Consider the following 23307-nt stretch of genomic DNA (forward strand, 5'->3'; position numbering starts at 1 on the left):
GGCTGCTCGGGGTCGCACCACCCACTCGGCCATGACCGGCTGTGCACCCGGGGTGTCTGCCGGCGACGTCAGGTCAGTGGGTTCTCGCTCCAGCCGGTCACCTTGCGGACCTCGGCGATCATTCGTGCGACCAGGCGTTGCGGAGCTCGGGCGGTCCACACGAGCGCGAGCTCGGAGGGAACGGCGTCGGAGACCGGCCGCCAACGAACGTTCGTCACGGGGACCCAGCGACTCAGCGGCTCAGGGGCCAGCCAGACCCCCTTCCCGCGGGCGACCATCATCAGGCAGTCCTCGACTTTGCGTACGGCGGGGCCACGAAGGGCCGGGGTGCCGTCAGGCCGGGGATCGGCCATCCAGTGACACAGGTTCTCCTCGGACAGGAAGATGTCCGGACGGATGACCGGTTCGTCGGCCAGATCGGCCAAGGTCACCGAGTCACGCTCCGCCAGGCGGTGTCCCACCGGCAGGGCGACCGCGCGACGGTCGATGCGTACGGATGCGTGGTGGAGCCGGCTGTCCCCGACCGGCAGCCACATGAAAGCGGCGTCGACCTCGCCGGAGACGAGCAGCGCACGTTCCTCTGGCGGGGTGAGCACGCTGGTCAGCTCGACCTCGAGACCCGGAACCGCGGCTTCCATCGCGTCTGCGACCTCGGTGGCGAACAGGGCCGTGGCGTACGGGCAGCAGGCCAGCCGCAGCACGCCGAGTCGCCCCTGGTCTGCGGCTCGTACGCGCTCGGTGAGGTCACCGAGGTCGGAGACCACGGCGCTCCCACCGCGTTCCAGTTCGTCGCCCGCGGGTGTGAGCAGCACACCTCGAGACGTACGGACCAGGAGCGTCGCTCCCATCGCCCGTTCGAGCTGCTGGATCTGGGCCGACAGCGTCTGCTGGCTGATGTGCAGTCGAGCAGAGGCACGAGTGATGTTCAGCTCCTGGGCCACGACCAGGAACGACTGCAGCTGCCGGATATCCACGTCGATCACGCGGTAACCGTACACGGAGTGTGATTCCGGGCTGCCACAGAGGACGCCGGTGACGGCTACCGGGAACGTCTGTTTCCGCTCGCGGGGTCGGTCACAGGAGGCTGGAGGCACCTCCAACGGCTTCACGAAAGGGACGTTCCCGATGACCCCTGCGCACCCAACACGCGATCTTGAGGGCAAGGTCGCCTTGGTGGTCGGTGGCAGCCGGGGGCAGGGGGCGGCCTGCGCCGAGCTCCTCGCGACGCGCGGAGCCACGACGGTGATCAGCTACGCCCATGGCGAGCACGCCGCGGCGCGGACTCTGACGGCGCTGGAGCTGACCGACCTCAACACCCGCAGTGCGTTCAACACGCTGCGCGCCGCCGCCCGGCATCTCGCAGACCACGGCCGGTATGTGGCCCTGACCAGCTCGTGCGCCATCACGCCCGGCGGGTGCGGGCTGTATGCGGCGGCGAAGTCCGCGGTGGAAAGGCTGGTGGGGGCGGCCGCCAGGGAGCTGACCGTACGGGAGATCACCGTCAACGCGGTCGCCCCCGGCCCGGTCAGCGACTCCATCTACCTCGGTACGGATTCCTCGGAGCTCTGGCCCCGGCACCCGCGGGGCCGCCTCGGCCAACCCGAGGACACCGCCCTGGTAGTCGCCTGGCTGGTCAGCGAAGCCGCCGGCTGGATCTCCGGACAGACGATCAGGGCCGACGGCGGCCTGTCCTGACCCGAACAGACCCATTTCTTCATTTTCTTTGAGGAGTGATCGACATGGCGAGCGTCGCCGACTCTGTGACTGCTGCCTCCCCCTCTGCCCAGGTGCCGCTCAGGAGGTGGATCGCCGTCGCGGCCGTGGCTGTGGGGACCTTCTCCGTGGTGACCGCCGAGCAGTTGCCCGTGGGCCTGCTCACCTCGGTCGGCGGAGCGCTGGGGGTCTCCGAGGGAACGGCCGGCCTGATGGTGACGGTGCCCGGTCTGGTCGCCTCTGCCACCGCACCCGTACTCCCGGTGGCGATCGGACGCCTGGATCGGCGCATCGTCCTGCTCGGCCTGATCACCTTGATGGTCGCGGCCAATGTGATGTCGGCCATCGCCCCGAACTTCGCCGTACTCCTCGCCTCCCGGTTCCTGGTGGGGATCAGCATCGGCGGTTTCTGGGCGCTCGCCGCCGGCATCGCCGTTCGCATGGTGCCCGAGAGGTACGTCCCGCAGGCCACCGCCATCGCCTTCGGCGGGGCCACGGCCGCCAACGTGCTCGGCGTACCGGCAGGGACACTGATCGGCGAGCTCACCGACTGGCGCATCGCGTTCGGGATCCTGGGCGGACTCGGCCTTCTGGTGGTCGTCTCCCTGCTCCTGCTGCTGCCTCAGATGCCGGCCACCCAGCCCGTACGGCTGCGCACCCTGGCCGAGCAGTTCCGCAACCCCGTCGTCCGAGCCGGCGTGCTCGCTACGTTCCTGCTGGTGAGCGGCCACTTCGCCGCTTTCACCTTCGTCAGCCCGATCCTGCGGACCATCTCAGGGATCGACCAGAGCATGATCGGCCCCGTCCTCCTCGTCTTCGGCATCGCCGGCATCGTCGGCAACTTCATCACCGGGGCCGCTGCGACACGCGACATCCGAGCGACCGTCATCGCCATCAGCGTCCTGCTCGCCGCGGTCCTGGCCCTCTTCCCTGTCGCCGGCGGCAACCCGATCGGTGGCGTGGCCCTGCTGATCGGCTGGGGCCTGGCCTTCGGCGGGGTGCCAGTAGGCGTCCAGACCTGGATTCTCAAGGCCGCACCGAACAGCGCCGAGGCCGCCACCGCCCTGAACACCTCCATGTTCAACCTGGCCATCGCTCTGGGAGCGCTGTTCGGCGGCCTCATCGCCGACAACGTGGTGATCGCCGCCGCGCTGTGGTTCGGGGCGGCCCTCAGCATCCTTACCTCCGTGGTGGTCTGGAACACGCGACCGGCCCGGCGCTGATCGGTACCTCCGCCGCCTCACCAACCCTCCCGAAGAAGATTCCCGTGTCCGACAGCAAGACGACCTCCGTGGTCATCCGTGCCTTCTGCGATTCAAGTGATCGTCAAGCGGTCCGCCTACGGTCTTGGCATGATCAGACGTTGGTTGATGCTCATTTCCTTCACCCTTGCCGCCTTCCTGTTCGCGACGAACCTGACCGTCTTGAACGTGATCCACGAGCACATCTCGCGTGACCACGAACTCGCTCCGGCCGCGGTCGCATGGGCGTCGAACGCCTTCTTCGTCGTGCTTGTCGGTGCTCTCGTGCCGTTCAAGGCGCGCAGGAGCGTGTTCGTCTCGGCGGTCGCGGTCTTCGGCCTGGCCTCACTCCTGGGCGCCTTCTTCGTCGAGGCGGCCGTGTTGATCGCAGTGAGGGGTGTGCAGGGTCTGGCGGCGGGGGTGGCGATCAGGGCGGGATTCGTTCTCGTGGTCGCCGCTTTCCGTGGCGCCAGGGTGTGGCCCATGGTCGTGATGCTGTCGGTGGCCGGCGCGTTGGGTCTCGTCGGCGGGCCGACAGTAGGCGTCGTGATCAACGAAGTGTCCGCCTTCACCTCGATCCTGCTGGCCGACGTGGTGCTGGCCATTCTGGTAGCGGCGTCCTTCCCGCCCCTTCCCGCGACGTCTGACGTCAGTGGTGGACGTATCCGCTGAACCAGTGGTGTGTGCCCACATGCCGTCGCCTGCCGCGCCCGGGGGCCTGCATTGGAGCGCCGATGCCTGACCCCGCGCCGGTGGTCACCAGCAGTCGGCTGACATCGTCGAGCACGCCACGCCCTCCGTTAACGTGCCTGAGTGCCGGGTAGTGGTCGACCCCTGGAGCCGATTTCGGCCATGACCAATCGGGGGAATCATGACGAATCCGCTATCACGGCTGATGGTCGGGTGGCTGGCGGTGCTGGCCGCCGTCCTGGTGCTGCTGCCGGCGGCGAGCGCGGCCGCTGTTCGAGGGCCGCAGGACGAGGAGTATCTCCGGATGGCGCACCAGGGCAACCTGGCTGAGATCGCGTCCGGCCGTGCCGCGCAGGAGAAGGCGTCCAGCGAGGACGTCCGGACGATGGGTGAACAGCTCGTCACCGACCACACCAAGCTGGACACGGACCTGAAGAAGGTGGCCGAACAGCTGGAGATCAGCCTGCCCACCGATCCCGATCCTCAGATGGCCGCCGAGCTGCGCAAGGTGTCGGAGCTGTCCGGCCAGGCTTTCGACGCGGCCTGGGTCGACATGCAGATCAAGGGCCACGAGAAGACGCTGCGACTCGGGCAGGACGAGCAGAGCACCGGCACCGAGACTGCGGTCAAGCAACTGGCCGTTGACGCCGCCCCAGTGATCGAGAAGCATCTGCGGATGATGCAGGAGCTCCACCGCACCATGTCCCCCGACGACGCACCCACCGGCTGAGGCCGGCCGCGAACATCGCCCGGGGCCCGTGGTATCGGCCGAGAGGTCCTCCGCCGGGCAGGCCGTACCCGGCCATCCGGATGGTCTGGGCAGGCGGCGACTCGGCGGCCTTGGCGCCGGCGAACACCTCGACCGTGGCGTCCTTACCCAGACGCTGACCCCGACTGGAACGGCTCGGTCCCTGTTCGCCGCCTCGCGCTAGCGGACGATCCCCGCCTCGTAGGCGGCGATGACCAGGTGGACGCGGGTGCGGGCGTCGAGCTTGGTCAGCAGATGGCTGACATGCGTCTTCACCGTGCCGAGGCTGACGTACAACCGCTCGGCGATCTCCGCGTTGGACAGGCCCCTGGCCACCAGGACGAGCACCTCGCGCTCGCGCTCCGTGATGGGCGGGCCGCTGGCCGGGGGCGCCGGGCTCACGTACCGCTCGATCAGCCGCCGCGTGACGGTGGGCGCCAGGAGCGACTCGCCTGAGGCGATCACCTCGACGGCTCTGAGCAGGTCGGCCGGCGGGGTGTCCTTGAGCAGGAAGCCCGCGGCGCCCGCCTGCAACGCTCCGTAGACGTACTCGTCGAGGTCGAAGGTGGTCACGATGAGCACGCGCGTGCCCGGGCGGCCCGCGCAGATGCGGCGCGTGGCCTCGATGCCGTTCATCACCGGCATGCGCACGTCCATGAGGACCAGGGCGGGACGGTCGCGAGCGGCCAGTCGCACCGCCTCCTCGCCCGTCGCGGCCTCGCCGATCGTGACGAACCCCGGCGCGCTGTCGACCAGCAGGCGGAAGCTCTCCCTGATGAGCGGCTGGTCGTCAGCCACCAGCACCCTGGTCACCGCGCCATCCGTCACAGCGCCACCCCGGCCACAGCGCCCAGCCCGGTCACAGCACCATCCGTGATCACGGCGTCCGGCCCGATCACAGCACCATCCGTGATCACAGCGTCCAGCCCGGTCACAGCGGCAGCCTGGCCTTGACGCGGAAGCCGCGCAGAGGGCGCGCGCCCGCCTCGAACTGGCCGCCGAAGGCGCGCACCCGCTCGCGCAGCCCCGTCAGGCCGTGCCCGTACGGCCGCTCCTGTCCGCGGGTGCCGTCATCGGTCACCTCCACGACCAGCCCGTCCCGCTGCCGCTCGACCCGCACGCGGACATGGCGGGCTCCCGCGTGCTTGAGCACGTTGGTCAGCGCCTCCTGCACGATCCTGTAGACGGTCAGCTCCAGTTCCTCCCCCACCTCGCCGTCGATCGCCAGCTCCACCTCCAGCCCCGCCGCCCTGGTCCGCTCGACCAGCGCGGCGAGATCGGCCAGCCCAGGAGCCGGGGCGAACTCGGCCTCGCCGTCCTCGCGCAGCACGCCGAGCAGCCGCCTGGTCTCGCGCAGCGCCGACCTGCTGGTCTCCTCGATCGAGGCTAGCGTGCGGCTCATCTGCTCCGCCCTGCCCACGTGGCCCGCCACCCCCGCCTGCACGGCGATCGTGCTGAGACTGTGGCCGATGACGTCGTGAAGCTCCCTGGCGATGCGCAGCCGCTCCTCCGCGGCCTCCGCCCGCGCCCGTTCCTCCGCGTGGACGGCGAGCCGCTCGGTGTAGAGCCTGCGCTGCCGCACCGCCGTACCGACCGCCCATGCGGCGATCAGGATCGCCAGCACCAGCCCGAGCCGCTCGTGCACGATCCCCGTGAAGGGCGACTCCACCACGCCCTGTGCCCCCACCGCGGCGGCCGCGAGCAGCGCGACGACGGCGCTCCTGCGGGTGGCCAGCGTGTACAGCGCGAGCGGCAGGCAGAGCAGGTCGGCGTGCGGGAGGAGGAACTCCTGCATGCCGAGCCCGCCGATCAGGACGATCATGAACACGGCGCGCGGCCAGAACCGCCTGATCGCGATGGGAAGACTCGTGGCCAGAGCCGCCGCGTAGTCGACCAGATCGGGCGGCACGTCGTTCCTCGTGGTGGCGAGCCCGACGAAAGCCGCCGCGAAGAAGGCGGCGATCCCGGCGTCGACCGTCACCCACGTCCAGGTCGGCACCCGGCTCAGCAGCGGGGGACGGATCTCTTCGCGCACGCCTCGAACCTAACCGCGCGCCCTGTCGCCCGCATCTGTCCCAGGACTGATGCGGGAGGGGCCGTGTCCGGCCGATCGTGGAACGCATGATCGAAGTAACCGGGCTCACCAAACGTTTCGGGCCGGCCCCTGCCGTGGACGACCTCTCCTTCCAGGTGCCGCCTGGCAGGATCACCGGCTTCCTCGGACCGAACGGCGCGGGCAAGACCACGACCATGCGGCTGATCCTCGGCCTCGAACGGCCCACCGCAGGGCACGCCCTCGTCGGCGGCGTGCCGTACCGGAGCATGAGACGACCGCTCACCCACGTCGGCGCGCTGCTGGACGCGACCGCGGTGCAGGGCGGCCGCCGCGCCGAGCAGCATCTGCGGTGGCTGGCGCGCTCCAACGGGATCTCGCCGCGCTCCATCGGCGCGCTGCTCGAACTCGTCGGGCTCGGCGACGTCGGCCGCAAGCGGATCGGCGGCTTCTCGCTCGGCATGAAGCAGCGGCTGGGAATGGCCGCGGCGCTGCTCGGCGATCCCGAGGTGCTCCTGCTCGACGAGCCGACCAACGGGCTCGATCCCGAGGGCATCCGCTGGACGCGCGGGCTGCTGAAGTCGCTGGCCGCCGAGGGGCGGACGGTCCTGGTGTCGAGCCATCTGATGAGCGAGATGGCGCTCATGGCCGACCACCTGATCGTCCTCGCGCGAGGCAGGCTGCTGGCCGACGCGGGCGTCGCCGACCTGGTGAGGCCAGGCGTCTCGCTGGAGGACGCCTTCATGGAGGTCATCTCGGACGGTGAGCGGTGAACGCGATCGCGGCCGAGTGGATCAAGCTCCGCACGCTGCGGTCGACCTGGTGGGCGCTGGGCGCAGGGGTGGTCGTCTCGCTCGCGCTCACCGTGCTCGGCGCCGCCACGGTCATCTCACGCTGGGATCCGGGCCGCACGCCCGACCAGGCCGCCATGGGGATCGTCGTCGCCGTCTATGTGGGGGTGATCCTGGCGCAGCTCCCCCTCGGGATGCTGGGCACGATGACGATCACCGGCGAGCACGCGTCGGGCATGCTCGACACGACGTTCGTGGCCACACCGTCCAGGACGCGGGTCCTGCTGGCCAAGGCGGTGGTGCTGAGCGGGGCCGCGCTCGTCTGCTCGCTGCTCATCGCGGTACCCGGCTATCTCTACGGGCGTCTCGTGGCCGCGCGGTTCCACCCGTCGGCGCTGCCCGCGGAGGCCTGGCAGGTGATCGCCGGAGGGACGCTCATGATCGTGACCACCACGATGCTCGGACTGGCGCTCGGCGCGATCCTGCGCAACGGGGCCGTGGCGACCGCCGCGCTGGTCGCGATCCTGCTCCTGCTGCCGTTCGTCACCCGCGTGCTGCCGTGGGGTGAGGCGATCAACCGGTTCCTGCCCACCTATCCCGCGCTCCAGTTGATCGAGCAGGCGCCCGACATCATGCCGTCCTGGACGGCGTTCGCGGTGCTCGCGGGCTGGGCGGTGCTCCCACTGGCGGTCGCGGTGGCCCGCGCAGGGGTCAGGTCGTCGTAGGAGCGTCATGCTCTTCCAGGTCAGAGGCCGCGAGCCGCGTCTGAGCCCAGGCCCGGCCGTTCGCCGTCGAGCAGGCGGGTGAGGAAGTCCTCGACCGCCCTCTCCGCCTGCTCCGTCTGCCCTGTCCTCGCCACCAGCAGCGCGATCTCGTTGATCGCCGCCAGCAGCATGTGGGCGTGGATGTCCAGGTACTCCTCACGCACGGCTCGCGTGGCCCTGAGCGTGCGCTTGAGCATGCCGAAGGCGTGCCGCGCCTCCAGCTCGCGCCACTTCTCCCAACCGAGCACCGAGGGGGCGTCGATCAGCACGATCCGCCGGATGACCCTGTCACCCGCCAGCCTGATCCAGGCCAGGCTGCCCTCACGCAGCGCCTGTTCGGCGCTCGCGCCGCTCGTCACGGTCGCGGCGATCTCGCGGCCGATCCTCGTCTCCACGGCCTCGAAGACCGCCTCGAACAGCGCGTCCTTGCCCGCGAAGTGGTGGTAGAGCGCGCCTCTGCTCAGGGCCGACTCGTGCAGGACCATCTCGATCGAGGTGCCGTCGTAGCCGTGCTCGGAGAACAGGCGGGTGGCGATGCCGAGGACCCTGTCGCGGGTGGCGGCGCCCCGCTCGGCCTTGAGATTCATGCGACCACTCTAGACATACCGACTATCAGTCGGTAATTTTCTAGACCGACAGTCGGTTTGTAATGGAGGCATCAATGAGAACGCACCACGGCATCTCCTACGTCGACGAGGGACACGGGCCCGTCGCCCTGTTCGTGCACGGCGCGGGCACCGGCTCGGGCCTGTGGGCCAATGTCATCGCCGCGCTCCGGGAGGAGCGCAGGTGTGTCGCCCTCGACCTGCCGGTCCACGGGCAGAGCGAGGCCAGGGAGGACCTCTCGCTCCCCGCGCTCGCCGAGGTGATCGAGGAGTTCTGCGCCGACCTCGGCCTCGACCGCGTGGACCTCGTCGCCAACGACAGCGGCGGCGCCATCGCGCAGGTCTTCGCGGTCAGGCACCCCGAGCGGCTGCGCACGCTCACCCTGACCAACTGCGACGTGCACGACAACCTGCCGCCCGAGCCGTTCAGGCCCACGGTCGAGCTCGCGGCGCAGGGCAGGCTCGCGCCGCTCACCGCGAAGCTGCTCGAGCAGCCCTCGCTGCTGGTGCAGGGCGTGTTCGCGGCGAGCTACGAGCGCATCGACGACCCCGAAGGGCTGGTCGAGCGGTTCGTCAGGCCGATCTTCGGCGACCCTGAACGCGGACGCGCCTTCGAGCGCTTCCTGGTCGGCCTGCGGGCCGATGACCTCGTCGCGATCGAGCGGGAACTTGCCGGGCTGGCCGTGCCCACGCTGGTGGTGTGGGGCACCGACGACCCGTTCTTCGAGCTTCGCTGGGCCGGGTGGCTGCGCGACACCATTCCGGGCGTGCGCAGGGTCGTCGAGATCGAGGGCGGCAGGCTGTTCTTCGTGGACGAGCGCGCTGGCGAGCTCGTGCCGCACCTGCGCGAGCACTTCGCCTTCGGCCTGACGGCGTCCGCGACCGGCGGCCGCGACCGACCTTGAGCCGAGATCAGGCGACCATGATCTGATTCCGCCGCGCAAGGAGCTCCCGCGGCGTCACGTGGCGTCGAGGTCCTTCTTGAGCGAGACAATCGCCTCAGGGGCGCGGCCGGTCGTCTTCGCCCACCGGTCGGGAACCGGCCGGGTGAGCTCCTCGGATAGGGTCCACGGGTGAACGACGCCCCTGTCATCCTGCTCGGCGGCGCTTCGGGGACCGGCAAGAGCCAGGTGTCCTATCCCCTGGCGCGCCGCCTGGCGTCACCGATCGTCGAGATCGACGACATCGTCGAGGCGCTGCAGGCCATGACCACGCCGGAGCAGCTGCCCGCCCTGCACTACTGGCGGGCCAACCCCGAGGCCGTCCACCTGCCGCCCGAGCGGATCGTGGAGATGCAGATCTCCGTGGCGCGCGCGCTCGTCCCCGCGGTGCGGGCGGTGGTCGCCAACCATCTCGAGACCATGACGCCCGTGGTCGTCGAGGGCGACTACCTGTTGCCGTCCACGGCCGCGGAGCTGGACGGCGTGCGCGCGGTCTTCCTGCACGAGAGCGACGAGGAGCAGATCGCCGAGAACTACCTGCTTCGCGAGCCCGCGGCAGGGGCGCAGCACGGGCGGGCCATGGTGAGCCGCCTGTACGGCGACTGGCTGGCGTCGCAGGCCGAAGCGGCTGGAGTGCCTGTCGTTCCCGCCCGCCCCTGGGACGATGTGCTCGAACGGGTGGCACGGGCGCTCGACCTCGCGCCCCTCGCGCCGCCCTCCGTCTGATCCTGCCACCGGGTCGGGCCGACACGCGGCGCGCCGATCCGTTCACGTGTACGTCCAGCGGAAGAGGGTGTCGCCTTCGGCGGTGAGCCAGGTGCCGTCCCCGAGCGGGTACGCGGATTCGTGCGCGGGCATGGGGTAGCGCACCTCGCCGCGCACCTGCCCGCTGAGAGCGTCGATCATGATGTGCCTGGCGTCCTGCGGCGTTTCGGCGTAGAGCGTCGCGGTGGCGATCACGGTGTCCGCGTCAACGTAGCCGCCTCCGTCCCAGTAGGCCTCGCCCGAGGCCGGACGCCATCCGTCAGCGGCCTCGAGTCTGCGCATGATGAGCCCGCCGGGGAAGGAGTGCCAGGCGATCTCGTCCGGCGGGGCGTAGCTGAGATAGGACAGCCCGCTGGGATGGACGTCGAGCAGGATGCGGTAGTCGTCCTCGTGCTTCCACACGCGCAGGCCGTCCTCCTCCAGCCGGCCCCAGTACACGTGCAGGCCGTCCTGGCCCTCCCCGACACCCAGGCCCATGTGCCGCCCGTCGGCGTGTGACAGGTGCCGGCCGCCGACGGCGGCGCAGCCCAGGGTCTCCCGCGCCACGACCCTTCCGGTGCCGGCCGCCAGCACGAGCCACTCGTCGCCCTGGTAGGGGGTTCCGTCGAATTCGCCGTCGTCACGCCACACCCCCGAGCTCGGCGGGCCCGGCAGCATCGCCCAGACGTGCCGGCCGTCGTCGCTGACCCGGCACGAGGAGCGGTTCTCCTTCCGGGAGTGGCGTCGGTGACCGCGATGCTCCCACAGCACCGCGCCGGTGGAGGTGACAGCTCGGACGGCCTCGTCGTTGCAGAACACACCGACGTCGCCGTCGGGGCTGACCGCCGCCTCCCACGACTCCTCGTCCGGCCACGGCACCGCGAACGTGCTGATCAACGAGGGTCCCGCGCCGAAGAACGCGTCCAGGTCGTGCACCTGGAGACTCGTGCCCTCTCTGAGCAGCATCCTCGGCGGCCCTGGCCGTCCGATTTCGACCGCCCACGGCGAGCCCACGACACGGGCCGCGTTCCTGAGGTGTGCCCGGCCGGCGGGCACCGCCTTGATCTCCATGGCCCGAGTGTGCCAGGGCACCGCCCCCGGCCAAGGCGACACAGTGCTGCCGCTGCCTACCGCCGCCGAAGTGCTCGGGCGTCCACCCGAGGCTGAGACGGTGTCGCTGCGAGTCTGGCCTGCTCCAGGCGTGCTCGCGATCTTCCGGCTCATGTCGGAGACCGAGATCGACTTCGACGTCGACCTTCGTGAACTGCAAGGTCAAGAAGGGGTCGATACGCTCTGCGACTTCCTGCGGGCGATCGGGAGCGAACTCGGCAAGCCGGTGCTGATGACCCCGGAAGGCGGAAGCCAAGAGCACCCGTCCTCGGCTTCGATCCCGTTGTCAGCAAGGTCGTCCTGCTCGGAGATCCGGCACCCAACTGACCGCGACCGTCGACGCGGCTTGACAAAACAGATTCCACATAATGCTGCGGTACGTCTCCGACGCCACGCTACGGGAGAACATCACCCGGGCCACCAACATGGTCGAGTCCTACAACAACTTCTCCAAGTGGATCGGGTTCGGCAACAACGGGGTGATCGCCGAGAACGACCCGGAGGAACAGGAAAAGGCGATCAAGTTCAACACCCTGGTCGCCGACCTGGTCATGTACCAGACCACCCTAGACATGTCGCTGGTGCTCAACCAGCTGTGCGGCGAGGGCGAAACGGTTCATCGCGCGGACGTGGCCATCATGTCGCCCTACCAGGAGGACAATGTACGCCGCTTTGGCGACTACATCTACGACCTGAACGCGCCGCTGGAGGGCATGGAAGTGCATCTCGACCTCGGGGAGGGCGCCGACGCGGCCTGAAAGCACGGCATGATCGGCGCGAGACGACCTGAGCGGATGCGGGCTACTTCAGCCGTCGGAACGCTCAATGGGGCGTTTGAGAACGAGCGTCGTGGGACGGCGGAGGCCGGCTCCGCCTAGAAAACAGTTCCCTGACTGGCTAGGTTTTACCGCGAACTTTTCCTGAAGATGGAGGTTTATCCGTGGACCTGACCACGGCGTACACCGACGCCTGGCACCGGCAGCCCGACCCGGTGGAGCGCATGGGCGACCGTCGGTCAACGAACGAGCAATGGGTGATGATCGCGGCGGTGTGGTTGCTGGCGATGTGGTCGTCGGAACAGGTACCCGGCTGGGCGTCCATCTTGGTGCCCGGAAGGACCAAGTCACGTGAGGATCGGCAGTGGCAGGAGCCGCCACCGCTACCGGAACTCGCGGATGCCAGCGACCTCCCGGAAGTCACCAGCGCGTCGGTGCTGACCAGCCGGGTGTCAACCGGTCCGGGCCAGCCGTACAAGCCGGCTCGCACCGATGAGGTGGTGACGGCCGAACTTGCGACTTTGATCTCGGACGTGGTTGCGGTGCGCGAGCAGCGCGAGGTAGCGCTGGTGCGATTCCTCGCTGGCCACTTGGCTGGCCCGTATTCCGACGTGCTCCGGCTGACCACGGGAGCCGAAGATCCCAACGGGGCGAGCCATGTGGAACCGCTGCATCTACTGCACCGCGATACCTGGGGCAGCACGCTGCGTGTCTCCTTGACCCCGGCGCTGAAGATCCAGCAGCCGCCAGCCTTCGCCTCCGACGGCCAAGACGGCCCGCTGCGCACCAGGATCGCCAGCATCATGACGATGCTGAGCGACCTGCTATGGGTGAACAACAACAACCCGGTCGACTTCCGGTTCCGGATTGGCCAGCTCGATCAAAGTGAGGGTGACCGTGTTGCCGAGGCAGCCCGCTGGTGGGCAGAGAACCGCGAGGACGCGGACGAGCACGACGACGAGGAGTTTCGCGCCATCTCGGCGACCGATCTTCGTACTGGCCTCCGCAACGTGGCGCGGCTGTGTCTGGAGGAGCTATGGGACGGGGAGAGCGATATCGACGAGGTGCCGGAATTACCGGTCAACCACCTCGTAACGTTTCTCAGCAACGACCTGATCGACCTCATCCTGGCACGCATGAGTAACAACACGCAGATCGTATGCGCGGGCTTCCTGCCGGTGACCTGGCCGCCCGACGGCGAAGAGGAGCAGACCACTGTGCTGCTGATCGCCAGCCACGAGGTCGCGGTCCTGGAAGTCGACCTCACCTGCTGAGGCCACACAAGCCGCCGGCGACTCGCCCAGGCCCAAGCCTTTGATCCCGGTCTTCCTCAAGGGCCCCACTCGGGTCCGTGTGACCAGCCCCAAATTAACTCTCTGCAATAAGAGTTTACGTTCCATCCCCGCGCCACTCTTTCAGGGCGTTAGTTCAACGGGTAGCCGAAGTCGTCGTCTCGTTGCTCGGGGGTGATGTGGACGGGGGCGTTGCGTCCAGTTGGTGAGTACACGGACACGGCCCCGTCAGCGGCGGCGAGGAGTTCGGCGGCGGCGTCGCCGTCGAGGTCTATCAGGGACACGGCCTGGCCGAATCCCGCCTTGTTGGGGTCGGAGATGCCGACGGTCTCGGGGACGAGCACCTGGGCATCCCGGGCCGACAGGCCGCCGCGTCGGCCACGCAGAGGGAAAAGAGAAAAAGGTTCGGAGGTGAGTCCACCATGGCGACCAGATCGCGGAGGACGGGGTTACAACCTTCCAGGTCGAGACCCGGATCAGGGTCGATGTTCCTGGCGCAGATTCGCACCTCGCCGAAGTCCGGCGAGTTCGAGCCTGCCGAGGTGCAGGTGATGATTCCCAAAGCAGGCGGCAAGCTTCGCAAGCATCCCCACCATCGCCGACCGAGTGGTCCAGGCCAGCCTCAAGGCGGCGCTGGAGCCCATCTTCGAGGCGGATTTTCTGCCGTCCTCGTATGGTTTCGCCCCAACCGGCGAGCGCACGACGCCGTTGCCGAGATCCACCATACGTCGCCGCCTCGCCAGGAAGCGGGCCCGGCAACCAGGTGGTCGAGATCAGTGTCCAGTACAACTCCGTTTCGGCTTGGCCCGACACCTACCACAACTCGTGCGAGTGGCTGTCGCGTGGTCGAGGCACCTGTGACTGCAGGGCTGACTACGCGTGGCCTCAGGAGAGACGGCTCCCGTTGAAAGCCGCCGCCTGCGAGCTCCACGAGGAGAACAGGCGGGTCAACAGAGCTGAGGAGAATGCCATCCGGGAGGCCGAACTGGCCGAACTGGAGGCGAGACCGCCCGGATGCGCGGGCCCGGCCGGATCATCGTCGGCGGCCACTCACAGGGTGGATCATCTGGGAGCACGGATCGGGTGGCCGCTGGTGCAACACCCGTCAGATCATTCCCGGCAACATCCTGCATGATCTCTGCAGCAAGTTCACTTTATGTCCGCCGCTTCCCTCAGCGATCCTCGACCCGAACGACCAATCGGAGGGAGGACATCGAGTACCGCCATGTGAGGACACGCCGGTGGCTTACCCAAGCGCTGGCTGCCTTGCTTCTGGGGAGGCACTGGTCGGGGCAGGCTCGGCCAAGGTCGGTGAGTGCCTCCTGTTCGGCCGTATCGACGGTCAGCTGCCATCGGATTTTTTAACCCTCTTCAAGGAGAAGGGATCGTTTTGTGAAGCGCCTCGCCGCCAGATTGATGGCGCGTGCCGCAGCGTCGGATTATCGACCGTCACTGTGATCGGGGTAAGTCCGGCGCATGCCGCTGTGTACAACTGCGTGAAGAGAGCGCCCGCTCCATCGGTCAGGCGTCGTCGCTCGCGAGGTTGCTCAGCACGATGTCGGAGATGTCGCCCAAGGCGTCGAGTTGTTCGTCGGTCAGCAGGTCGATCAGGTGCCGGCGCACGGATTCGACATGGAGAGGGGCGGCCTCCTGGATGGCGCGCCAGCCGCCCTCGCTCAGGACGATGACCGCGCCCCTGCCGTCGGTCGCGCACTCCTCCCTGGACACCAGGCCGCGCTCCTCCATCCGGCCGATGTGCCTGGACAGGCGGCTCTTGGACCACAGCATGCGATCGGCCAGCTCCTGCAGCCTCCAGCGCCTGTCCTCCCTGGCGGTCAGGGCGGACAGGACGTCGTAGTCGGCGTCCGACAGCCCGGAGTCGCGGTGGAGGTCGCGGGAGATCTGGGCGTCGAGCAGCAGGCGCATCCGGCGGTAGCCGAGCCAGGCCCGGAACTGTCGATCGTCGAGCCAGCGTGGTTCGGCCATGGCGTCCACCCTAGCGCTCGTTGACATGTAAACCAAGTTAGTGGCAGTGTGGTTTACACGTAACCAAACATGGAGGAGCGCAGGTCATGCCGAGCCTGAAGATCATCGTCGCCAGCACCAGGCCGACCCGCATCGGACGCACCATCGGCGACTGGGTCAACGCCCACGCCGTCCGTCACGGCGGCTTCGACGTCGAACTCCTCGATCTGGCGGAGGTCGGGCTGCCGTTCCTCGACGAGCCCGAGGACGCCACCACCGGGCGGTACGTGCACCAGCACACCAAGCTGTGGAGCGCGGCGATCGACGCCGCCGACGCGTTCGTGTTCGTGATGCCCGAGTACAACTACTGTTTCAACGCGCCGCTGAAGAACGCCCTGGACTTCCTCTACAGGGAATGGGCGCACAAGCCCGTGGGCTTCGTCAGCTACGGAGGCATGTCGGGCGGCATGCGCGCGGTCGAGATGATCAAGCCGGTGGTGGTCAAGCTGCGCATGGTCCCCGCGGGCAACGCCGTGACGATCTTCCGCCGCACGATGCTGGACGCCGAGGGCCGGATGATCGCCGATCAGAACCTGGCGGACTCGGCCGACGGCATGCTCGACGAGCTCGGCCGGCTCACCGCGGCGCTCTCGGCGATGCGCGTCCCCGCATGACCAGGCGCGGCCGTCCCCTCCGCCCTCGACTTCTCGGCGACGACGCTGAAGGGGCAGCGCTTCGACGGCGCGAGCCTGGCGGGCAAGCCCGTGGTCTTCTGGTTCTGGGTGCCGTGGTGCCCCAGGTGCCGTTCGGAGGCGCCCGCCGTCAAGGCAGCCGCCGCCACGTACGACCACGTCGCGTTCGTCGGCGTGGCCGGGCTGGACACCGAGGCGGCCCTGCGGGAGTTCGTCCAGCGCACCGGCACAGGCGACGTCACCCACCTGGCGGACGCCAAGGGCGCGGTGTGGACGAGGCTCGGCGTCAGCGAGCAGCCTGACGGCTCCACGACGAAGGCCACGGGCCCCTCAGCCAGGGCGACCTGGACGGCCACGTGCAGCGACTCCTCGGCCGTTAGGCGCGAGACATGCCGGTATCCGAGCTTCCACTGGCCCTGGCGTTCGCCGCCGGCACGGTGGCCGCCTTCAACCCGTGCGGTTTCGCGATGCCGCTGGCCTATCTCGCCCTGCTGGTGGCCGACGGCGGAACGGCGCGCGGCGGCCCCTTCACCAGGGCGCTGAGCCTGTCGGCCGCCATGACCGCAGGATTCGTCACGGTCTTCGGCCTGTTCGGGCTGCTGATCACGGCGCTGGCGGTGTCGGTCGGCCGCTACCTGCCCTGGGTGACGCTCGCCGTCGGAGCGCTCCTGATCGGGCTGGGCCTCTGGTTGCTGACAGGGCGCGAGCTGCTGCTGCGCCTCCCCGGCCTGGGCACGGGCCGTCCCACCACCTCACCGCTGTCCCTGTACGCCTACGGCGTGTCGTACGCGGTCGCCTCCCTGTCGTGCACGGTCGGGCCGTTCCTCGCGGTCACCTCGGCCTCCCTGTCGGGGGCAGGGGTGCTGGGCGGCGTGGCGGCCTTCGTCGCCTACGCGCTGGGCATGGGCGTGGCGGTCGGCGTGCTGTCCATGGCGGTGGCGCCGGCTGGGTGGCGGTCGGCGTGCTCCTGCTCGCCGGCGGCGCGCTCGCGCTGCGCGGGGTACGGCGGCGCGCCCGGTCCACCCGCTGAGCCCCGGCCCCGAGGCGCGCTCAGGCGCGGGTCGGGTCACGGCGACTGCGGCAGCTTCCTGCCGGAGCCTCTCCTGCCGGCGGGCGCGGACGGCGGCGGCACGACGGGCCCGATGTCCCCGTCGGGCGCCACGTCGAGATCGACGATGACGGGGGCGTGGTCGCTGGGCCCCGTGCCCTTGCGCGCGTGCCGATCGACCCATGCCGCCCGCACTCTGTCGGCCACCGGGCCCGAGGCCAGCACCAGGTCGATCCGCATGCCGAGGTCCTTGTGGAACATGCCGGCCCGGTAGTCCCAGTAGGTGAACACCCGCTCGGCCGGCCAGCGCTCCCTCACGACGTCGCGCAGGCCGAGCGCCTCCAGCTCGGCCAGGGCCGCCCGCTCCCTCGGGGTGACGTGGGTCTGGCCGATGTAGGCGTCGGGGTCGAAGACGTCCGCGTCGGCGGGGGCGATGTTCACGTCCCCGCACACGAGCGCGCTCTCGGGACCCGCGCTCACCACGTCACGCAGCGCGGCCAGCCAGGCGAGCTTGTAGTGGTAGTGGTCGGAGTCGGGCGTGCGCCCGTTCGGCACGTACACCGAGTGGACCCTGACCCCGCCGCACGTCGCGGCCACCGCCCGCGCCTCGGGATGGGGGAACCCCGGCGCGTCCGCGAGGCCCTTCACCACGTCGTCGAGCCCGACCCTGGAAAGGAGCGCCACCCCGTTCCACTGCACCTCGCCGTGGAGGGCGACCTCGTAGCCCCTGCGCCCGAGCTCCTGCCCGAGCAGCTCGGTGAACGCCTGGTCGGCCAGCTTGGTCTCCTGCAGGCAGAGGACGTCGGGCTGCCGCTCGTCGAGCCACGGCAGCAGCCGCGGCATCCGCTGCTTGACCGAGTTCACGTTCCAGGTCGCTACCCGCACCAGCCCCACAATAGCCGCAGGCCGATCGGAGCGGTGGAGCCACGGCCCAGGCCGGCCGAGACCTCCCCGTGGGCTCCGGTCACTCGACCGAGCGGACGGCACCGCCGTCCCCTCCCGGGCATACGATCACTGACGCACCCACCACGGCTCTCCAGACGGGATGCGGTCACATGAGGCGCGTCAGAGGAAGGCCCGCGGCGATCGTCGCGGCAGTCGTGGCGGTCGCCGCGCTCGTGGGCTGGCAGGAGTCGTGGCGGTTCTGGCCACGGCCGCCCCACATCGACGGCGCGCTCGCCGCGACGGCCGTCCCGATCATCGACAGGCACCTGGAGACCTCACCCGAGCTCACCTGGAAGACCATCCCCGGCGAACTGGGGCCACGCTGGTTCTGCACCGAGAGCGTCATCGAGACCACGCGGGCCGGCTCTTCCACGCGGATCGGCCTCGTGGCCGCCTGCGGGGAGTACGCCAGGCGCGGCGGCGACCTGCTGATGGGCGGCGGCCGATCGGGCCCCCTCGTCGTGACGCTCGACAGCGGAAAGGTCACCGGCGTCGAGCAGCCTGCCGACGGGGCGGGTTTCGCGCCCTCGGTGAATCGGATGCTCTCCGAGAGGGGCGCCGCCGAGTACTGGCGCCGTTCTCGCCTGCGCAGCGACGACCTGGCCGACCCCGAGGACGAGGCCCGCCGCGCGTTCGGCCTGCCGCCGGGCACCGAAGCCGAGCCCTTTACAAAGTAGATCAACTACCGTCACCCCTCTGCCCGACGGGCACGGGTGGGTGCACTCGTTCGCCTTCACCCCTGCAGCAGGCGCGGGAACGGGCGGGCGGGCGTCACGGGTCCGTCGCCTGCCGGGCGCGGAGAGCCCGGAGCTTGTGGCGGTTGCCGCAGCGCTCCATCGCGCACCAGCGCCGGGCGCCGGGACGGGACGTGTCGACGAACACCAGCGGACAGTCGTCGCTCGCGCACTCACGGATGCGCGCGGCGAGCGGCCCGGACAGCAGCTCGATCACCTCCCGCGCCAGCGTCGACAACGCCTGCGTCGCCCGCACCGGCGGCGCCCATCGCGCGGTCGCGCCGTCGGCGGCGAGTTCGGGGACCAGCGGCGCCACGGCCGCGGCCCGGTTGATGGTCGCGACCGCTTCGTCGGGCAGGGGGCGACGCGCAGCCTGGGCGTGCGCCGCGTCCCAGATCGCCTGGCGGAGGGCCTTGGCCGCGGTCAGCTCGCGGGCCGTCACGGGGACCGTCATGACCGCGGCCAGCGGCGGCTGGGCCAGCCATTCGCCGAGGTCGGCAGGCTCGTGGAGGGTCTCGAACACCGCGTACCGGCCCTCGCCGCCCGTGTGGGCGAAGTCCAGGCAGACGGCGCCGGCGTCGAACCTGAACGACCCGCCCTTGGGATCGTGCAGTACCCGTCCGATTGCGTTCGCTCGCATGAAACCAGTATAACTGGTGTCGTGCGAAACCGCTTTAACAGGTTTCATCATCGGAGGAGGCAGCACATGGGTGTACGGCACATCAACCCCGAGGGGCTCCATCGCAGCCCGGCTTTCAGCCAGGCCGTCGTGGTCGAACAGCCGACGAAGACGATCTACGTCGGCGGGCAGAACGGCGTCGGCGCCGACGGTAAGGTCGTCGGTCCCACGGTCGGCGAGCAGGCCAGGCAGGCGTTCCGCAACCTCGCGGCCATCTTGGAGAGCGAGGGGGCGAGCCTGGCGAACATCGTGCACTGGCGCATCGCCGTGGTGGACGGCAACACCTTCGACGAGGGCGTGGCCGCCTTCCAGGAGGTGTGGAACCGGGCCGACCCGCCCCCGGCCATCACGGTCCACGTCGTGGCCGGCCTGGGCGGCCCCGGGTTCCTCGTCGAGATCGACGCCGTCGCCGTCGTGTGACTCCCCTGCCCGGTCGTCGCTGTCGGGTCGCACCCAGCGTCAAGGCGGGCCAACCCGACGACCGGTGGACGGGCCCGCCCGCGCGGGCGGGCGCGCATCGTCCTGAGGCTCCGCCCGGGCACCTGACACCTTTGCCGACGCCGTCGACGAAGGCTGGTCAGTGGTGGTCGCCGTGCCGGCCGAGGGTCTCCACGGGGGTCGCGCCGGGGCGGGTCCACTGCGGCACGGGGCGGCTGGTCGGGCCCCAGGTGGCGTTCCCGTCCGCGTCCGAGCGCCAGAACCAGCACGAGTGGCGCCCCTCGGGCCAGCCCTCGGGGTTGTCCTCCCAGGCCTCACCGCGGCCGTAAGGCGTCATGTCGAGCAGGCCGAGGGAGCCGTTGACCGGCTCGTTGCCACGGCCCGTCGTGGAGTAGGTGAGGAACACGCGGTCGCCGTCGCGCAGGAAGCAGGTGATGAAACCCATGCTGCCGCCGACCGGCGCCCCCACGTCACGCACCGAGTACCAGGGCTGGGTGTAGCCCACGAACTCGACGTAGGAGGCCACCTCGTCCCACCGGCCCGTGGTCAGGATGGCGAACGAGACGCCGCGGGCGTTGAGGTAGACGGCGTCCTTCATGTGCCAGGCCGTGGTGGTGCAGCCCTCGCACTGCCCCTGGTGCGGCGCGCCGTCGTACCACATGTGCTTGTAGACCACGAGCTCGTCGCGGCCCTGGAACAGGTCCAGGAACGGGACCGGGCCGTCGGGTCCGACGACCTCGACCGTTCCGTCGAGCTCCACCATCGGCAGCCGGCGGCGGGCCGCGGCGAGGGCGTCGCCCTCGCGGGTGTGGGCCTTCTCGCGGACCAGAAGCTCGTCACGGGCGGCCTGCCAGGTGGCCAGGTCGACGACGGGCGGGCGGCCGGGCAGCGCGGTGGTCGGGTCGTCCGGCGTGGTCGTCATGGTGTCCTCCGTGGTGTCGCCACGATCGATCTCCTGCTGTCTCGATCCAACCATCTCGACGTGCTGTAGACCCGGCATGGCGGCGACGCTCGTCTAGGCCCGCCCTTTTCGACACCTGCCCGAGACCCTGCGTCCGCTACGGTGCCGAGCAACCATCCGCCACCTGACAAGGACCGCCCATGCCACAGATCACCGTCGAGTACTCCGCGGCGCTGGACGACGCGTTCGAGCGCCGCGCGTTCGCGCTCGCCGTCCACACGACGGCCGGCGCGCTCATCGACTCCGACCCCGACAGCTTCAAGACGCGCTTCCACCGGATCGACGAGGGCGTCATCGGTGACGGGGCGGCCTCCCACACCATGATCCACGTGGAGGTGGCGATCCTCCCAGGCCGCAGCGAGGAGACCAGGAGGCTGCTGGGTCAGACCGTTCTCGACCTGGCCGTCCGGCATCGCAAGGACGTCGAGGAGACCGTCCAGACGACGGTGGAGGTCCGCGAGCTCACCGCCGGCCACTATCACAAGCACGTCTCTCCCTGAGGCCGGCCGCTCCCTGTGGTGGAGGGAACCACTCACGCTCGAATCGGCAACAACGGGTGACCCGATCCAGAGCCGAGAGGCCGAGAATGAGTGAAACGAGCGGGCCCGAGGGCGATGACGCCTCCGTCATCGCCAGGTCCCTGCACGAGCCTGAGGCCTTCGCCGAGGTCTTCCGCCGGCACGCGCCGGACATCACCCGCTATGTCACCCGCAGGCTGGGCGAGGACGCGGCCGACGACGTGGCGGCGGAGACCTTCCTCGCGGCCTTCAGGCAGCGGAACTCCTACGACCTGGCGCGCCCGAACGCGCGGCCGTGGCTGTACGGGATCGCGACCAACCTGATGAGCCGGCACGTGCGCACCGAGGTGCGCCAGCTGCGCGTGGTGGAGCGCACCGGGGCCGACCCGGTGACGGCCTCGTTCGCCGACCGCAGCGACGAGCGGGTCAGCGCGGAGGCCGCCCGCCGCAATCTGGCGGGCGCGCTGGCGGCGCTGCCCAAAGGGCAGCGCGACACGCTGCTGCTGGTGGCGTGGGCGGGCCTGAGCTATCCCGAGACGGCCGAGGCGCTGGGCGTCCGCCTCGGCACGGTGCGCTCGCGCGTCAACCGCGCCCGGCTCAGACTCCGCAAGGCGCTCGGCGAGCTCGACCCGATGGCCACCGTCAGTGAGGAGCCGGTCTATGAATGAGATGACCCAGCTGGAGAGGTTCCGCTCGGAGATCCCCCTGCCCCGCCTGGACGACCTCCGTGGTCAGGAGGACCGGCTGCTGGCGGCAATCGCCGATCCGATCCCGTCGGGCCCTGCGCGGAGACGGCGCGTCCCCGGCAGGCTCAGGCTCGGACTCGCGGCGGGGCTGGTCGCCGTCGCGGCGAGCGCGGCGGCCGTGGCCGTCATCACGCCCGAGCCGAGCGCGCCAACAGTGATCCACACCATGCCCGCGAGCGCGGAGGAGGTGCTCACCACGGCCGCGAGGCGGGTGGACGAGTTCCCCGAGCTGCGCCCGAAGCCAGGACAGTTCCTGGTCTTCGAGTCGCGGACGATGGATCCCGCCGAGGTCAACGACGCCGGCGGCCATCACCGGTACCTGTCGCGCTCTGAGCGCAAGGTGTGGCTTCCCGTGGAGGGCGACTCGACGGGCGGCTTCATCGAGAGCGAGGCCCTGGAGCCCCGGCCCTACCCGGGCTGGCCGATCCCCTCGCACGCCGTGGCGAGCCCTGGCCGCAGCGGGCCCGAGAAGCTCGCCGACTTCGACCAGCGCGCCGAGCACCTGCGCACCGACTACGCCTATCTGAGCCGCCTTCCCACGCAGCCCGAGCAGATGTACCGGCACCTCTACACCGGGCTCGGCAGCGGCCCCGAGGCCGACGCCGAAGCGTGGAACCGGGTCGGCGGCATGCTCGCGGAGGCGTACCTGCCCAAGGCGCAGCGCGCCGCGCTGTTCAGGGCGGCGGCGGCCATCCGGGGGGTCACCACCGTCGACAGCGCCGTCGACGCGGCGGGCCGCACGGGGGTCGCCGCGGCGCGGGCCAACCCGGGGCTCGGCATCCAGGAGGAGTACATCTTCGACCCCTCGACCTACCGCTACCTCGGCAGGCGCAGCGTCGTCTCGGACGCCGCCGCGGCCGAGGCGCCACTGGGCACCGTGCTGACCTCCTCCGCGCTGCTGAAGGTCACGGTCGCCGGCCAGGCTCCGGAGGTGGCGGGACAATGAGCCCGGGGAGGGCCGCGCGGACCGGACGGCTCGCTGGCGATCCCCTCGGACACCGCAACGAGGGAGGACGGACATGTCGGTTCTCGGCACGCCATGGGTCGCCGCCGCTGTGGCGCGGGTGATGCAGGGCCTCGCCACGGTCACCTCCGACATGGTCGCCCGGCGCA

Annotated in this window: 27 protein-coding genes and 1 pseudogene; 17 read left to right on the top strand and 11 right to left on the bottom strand. The window is 70.0% G+C overall.

Annotation, left to right across the window (positions count from 1 at the left end):
• Positions 1 to 68: 68 nt before the first annotated feature.
• On the bottom strand, positions 69 to 983 hold the full coding sequence (locus ABFX55_RS18455; RefSeq protein WP_346122606.1) for a LysR family transcriptional regulator: 915 nt from the start codon (positions 981 to 983) through the stop codon (positions 69 to 71).
• A 190-nt stretch (positions 984 to 1173) separates the two neighbouring features.
• Here ABFX55_RS18455 and ABFX55_RS18460 point away from each other — a divergent pair, with 190 nt between their 5' ends.
• The 4 genes from ABFX55_RS18460 (at position 1174) to ABFX55_RS18475 (ending at position 4374) form a co-directional block, all read left to right on the top strand.
• Positions 1174 to 1695 (top strand): SDR family oxidoreductase, encoded by a 522-nt coding sequence (locus tag ABFX55_RS18460; protein ID WP_346122607.1) that lies wholly within the window; start codon positions 1174 to 1176, stop codon positions 1693 to 1695.
• 44 nt (positions 1696 to 1739) lie between these two features.
• A complete protein-coding gene (locus tag ABFX55_RS18465; RefSeq protein WP_346122608.1) occupies positions 1740 to 2936 on the top strand; it encodes an MFS transporter in 1197 nt (398 codons plus the stop codon).
• A 129-nt stretch (positions 2937 to 3065) separates the two neighbouring features.
• Positions 3066 to 3626: an MFS transporter gene (locus tag ABFX55_RS18470; RefSeq protein ID WP_346122610.1), complete on the top strand. Its 561-nt coding sequence runs from the start codon at positions 3066 to 3068 to the stop codon at positions 3624 to 3626.
• 241 nt (positions 3627 to 3867) lie between these two features.
• Positions 3868 to 4374: a DUF4142 domain-containing protein gene (locus tag ABFX55_RS18475; RefSeq protein WP_346122612.1), complete on the top strand. Its 507-nt coding sequence runs from the start codon at positions 3868 to 3870 to the stop codon at positions 4372 to 4374.
• A 198-nt stretch (positions 4375 to 4572) separates the two neighbouring features.
• Here ABFX55_RS18475 and ABFX55_RS18480 read toward each other — a convergent pair whose 3' ends face one another.
• Positions 4573 to 5220 (bottom strand): response regulator, encoded by a 648-nt coding sequence (locus ABFX55_RS18480; protein ID WP_346122614.1) that lies wholly within the window; start codon positions 5218 to 5220, stop codon positions 4573 to 4575.
• 103 nt (positions 5221 to 5323) lie between these two features.
• Entirely contained in the window at positions 5324 to 6427 is a 1104-nt protein-coding gene (locus ABFX55_RS18485; protein ID WP_346122616.1) for a sensor histidine kinase, read from the bottom strand.
• A gap of 86 nt (positions 6428 to 6513) precedes the next feature.
• On the opposite strand from ABFX55_RS18485, the pseudogene ABFX55_RS18490 reads away from it, so the two are divergent.
• A pseudogene (locus ABFX55_RS18490) lies at positions 6514 to 7158 on the top strand (ABC transporter ATP-binding protein); the annotation flags it as partial.
• Between the two features lie 56 nt (positions 7159 to 7214).
• The gene (locus ABFX55_RS18495) at positions 7215 to 7961 is read left to right on the top strand and encodes an ABC transporter permease (protein ID WP_346122617.1); all 747 of its coding nucleotides are present in this window, start codon (positions 7215 to 7217) and stop codon (positions 7959 to 7961) included.
• Positions 7962 to 7981: 20 nt separating this feature from the next.
• Here ABFX55_RS18495 and ABFX55_RS18500 read toward each other — a convergent pair whose 3' ends face one another.
• Complete coding sequence (locus tag ABFX55_RS18500; RefSeq protein ID WP_346122619.1) at positions 7982 to 8587, bottom strand: TetR/AcrR family transcriptional regulator; 606 nt, start codon at positions 8585 to 8587, stop codon at positions 7982 to 7984.
• Between the two features lie 74 nt (positions 8588 to 8661).
• Between ABFX55_RS18500 and ABFX55_RS18505 the strand changes: the two genes are divergently transcribed.
• Both ABFX55_RS18505 and ABFX55_RS18510 read left to right on the top strand, forming a co-directional pair.
• Positions 8662 to 9510 (top strand): alpha/beta fold hydrolase, encoded by an 849-nt coding sequence (locus ABFX55_RS18505; protein WP_346122620.1) that lies wholly within the window; start codon positions 8662 to 8664, stop codon positions 9508 to 9510.
• 168 nt (positions 9511 to 9678) lie between these two features.
• Positions 9679 to 10272, top strand: coding sequence for a hypothetical protein (locus ABFX55_RS18510; protein WP_346122622.1), 594 nt, complete (start codon positions 9679 to 9681; stop codon positions 10270 to 10272).
• 42 nt (positions 10273 to 10314) lie between these two features.
• Here ABFX55_RS18510 and ABFX55_RS18515 read toward each other — a convergent pair whose 3' ends face one another.
• Complete coding sequence (locus ABFX55_RS18515) at positions 10315 to 11361, bottom strand: hypothetical protein (RefSeq protein ID WP_346122624.1); 1047 nt, start codon at positions 11359 to 11361, stop codon at positions 10315 to 10317.
• A 407-nt stretch (positions 11362 to 11768) separates the two neighbouring features.
• On the opposite strand from ABFX55_RS18515, the gene ABFX55_RS18520 reads away from it, so the two are divergent.
• Positions 11769 to 12158, top strand: a complete 390-nt coding sequence (locus tag ABFX55_RS18520) for a Tn3 family transposase (RefSeq protein WP_346122626.1) — start codon at positions 11769 to 11771, stop codon at positions 12156 to 12158.
• Between the two features lie 182 nt (positions 12159 to 12340).
• Positions 12341 to 13450 (top strand): hypothetical protein, encoded by a 1110-nt coding sequence (locus ABFX55_RS18525; protein WP_346122627.1) that lies wholly within the window; start codon positions 12341 to 12343, stop codon positions 13448 to 13450.
• 149 nt (positions 13451 to 13599) lie between these two features.
• Here the strand turns inward: ABFX55_RS18525 and ABFX55_RS18530 are convergent, their stop codons facing one another.
• The 3 genes from ABFX55_RS18530 to ABFX55_RS18540 form a co-directional block, all read right to left on the bottom strand.
• Positions 13600 to 13812 (bottom strand): hypothetical protein, encoded by a 213-nt coding sequence (locus ABFX55_RS18530; RefSeq protein ID WP_346122629.1) that lies wholly within the window; start codon positions 13810 to 13812, stop codon positions 13600 to 13602.
• Positions 13813 to 13944: 132 nt separating this feature from the next.
• The gene (locus tag ABFX55_RS18535; protein WP_346122631.1) at positions 13945 to 14193 is read right to left on the bottom strand and encodes a hypothetical protein; all 249 of its coding nucleotides are present in this window, start codon (positions 14191 to 14193) and stop codon (positions 13945 to 13947) included.
• A 796-nt stretch (positions 14194 to 14989) separates the two neighbouring features.
• Entirely contained in the window at positions 14990 to 15454 is a 465-nt protein-coding gene (locus tag ABFX55_RS18540; RefSeq protein ID WP_346122633.1) for a MarR family winged helix-turn-helix transcriptional regulator, read from the bottom strand.
• An 86-nt stretch (positions 15455 to 15540) separates the two neighbouring features.
• On the opposite strand from ABFX55_RS18540, the gene ABFX55_RS18545 reads away from it, so the two are divergent.
• Both ABFX55_RS18545 and ABFX55_RS49830 read left to right on the top strand, forming a co-directional pair.
• Positions 15541 to 16107, top strand: a complete 567-nt coding sequence (locus ABFX55_RS18545; RefSeq protein WP_346122635.1) for an NADPH-dependent FMN reductase — start codon at positions 15541 to 15543, stop codon at positions 16105 to 16107.
• Positions 16108 to 16182: 75 nt separating this feature from the next.
• Complete coding sequence (locus ABFX55_RS49830) at positions 16183 to 16668, top strand: redoxin domain-containing protein (RefSeq protein ID WP_379478981.1); 486 nt, start codon at positions 16183 to 16185, stop codon at positions 16666 to 16668.
• A 523-nt stretch (positions 16669 to 17191) separates the two neighbouring features.
• Here ABFX55_RS49830 and ABFX55_RS18560 read toward each other — a convergent pair.
• Complete coding sequence (locus ABFX55_RS18560; RefSeq protein ID WP_183644839.1) at positions 17192 to 18058, bottom strand: exodeoxyribonuclease III; 867 nt, start codon at positions 18056 to 18058, stop codon at positions 17192 to 17194.
• A gap of 170 nt (positions 18059 to 18228) precedes the next feature.
• On the opposite strand from ABFX55_RS18560, the gene ABFX55_RS18565 reads away from it, so the two are divergent.
• Entirely contained in the window at positions 18229 to 18795 is a 567-nt protein-coding gene (locus ABFX55_RS18565; RefSeq protein ID WP_346122639.1) for a hypothetical protein, read from the top strand.
• A 94-nt stretch (positions 18796 to 18889) separates the two neighbouring features.
• Here ABFX55_RS18565 and ABFX55_RS18570 read toward each other — a convergent pair whose 3' ends face one another.
• On the bottom strand, positions 18890 to 19492 hold the full coding sequence (locus tag ABFX55_RS18570) for a CGNR zinc finger domain-containing protein (RefSeq protein WP_346122641.1): 603 nt from the start codon (positions 19490 to 19492) through the stop codon (positions 18890 to 18892).
• Between the two features lie 66 nt (positions 19493 to 19558).
• On the opposite strand from ABFX55_RS18570, the gene ABFX55_RS18575 reads away from it, so the two are divergent.
• Positions 19559 to 19951, top strand: a complete 393-nt coding sequence (locus tag ABFX55_RS18575) for a RidA family protein (RefSeq protein ID WP_346122643.1) — start codon at positions 19559 to 19561, stop codon at positions 19949 to 19951.
• Between the two features lie 157 nt (positions 19952 to 20108).
• On the opposite strand, the gene ABFX55_RS18580 is transcribed toward ABFX55_RS18575, so the two are convergent.
• The gene (locus tag ABFX55_RS18580; RefSeq protein ID WP_346122645.1) at positions 20109 to 20891 is read right to left on the bottom strand and encodes a DUF899 domain-containing protein; all 783 of its coding nucleotides are present in this window, start codon (positions 20889 to 20891) and stop codon (positions 20109 to 20111) included.
• 179 nt (positions 20892 to 21070) lie between these two features.
• Between ABFX55_RS18580 and ABFX55_RS18585 the strand changes: the two genes are divergently transcribed.
• From ABFX55_RS18585 to ABFX55_RS18595, 3 genes are all read left to right on the top strand, one after another.
• On the top strand, positions 21071 to 21430 hold the full coding sequence (locus ABFX55_RS18585) for a 5-carboxymethyl-2-hydroxymuconate Delta-isomerase (protein WP_346122646.1): 360 nt from the start codon (positions 21071 to 21073) through the stop codon (positions 21428 to 21430).
• Between the two features lie 86 nt (positions 21431 to 21516).
• On the top strand, positions 21517 to 22116 hold the full coding sequence (locus ABFX55_RS18590; protein WP_346122648.1) for an RNA polymerase sigma factor: 600 nt from the start codon (positions 21517 to 21519) through the stop codon (positions 22114 to 22116).
• Positions 22109 to 23140: a CU044_5270 family protein gene (locus ABFX55_RS18595; RefSeq protein WP_346122650.1), complete on the top strand. Its 1032-nt coding sequence runs from the start codon at positions 22109 to 22111 to the stop codon at positions 23138 to 23140. Before ABFX55_RS18590 ends, ABFX55_RS18595 begins: the two co-directional genes overlap by 8 nt.
• Positions 23141 to 23307: the final 167 nt, after the last annotated feature.

It is taken from the genome of Nonomuraea roseola, assembly GCF_039535395.1.
Classification (GTDB): Bacteria; Actinomycetota; Actinomycetes; order Streptosporangiales; family Streptosporangiaceae; genus Nonomuraea; species Nonomuraea roseola.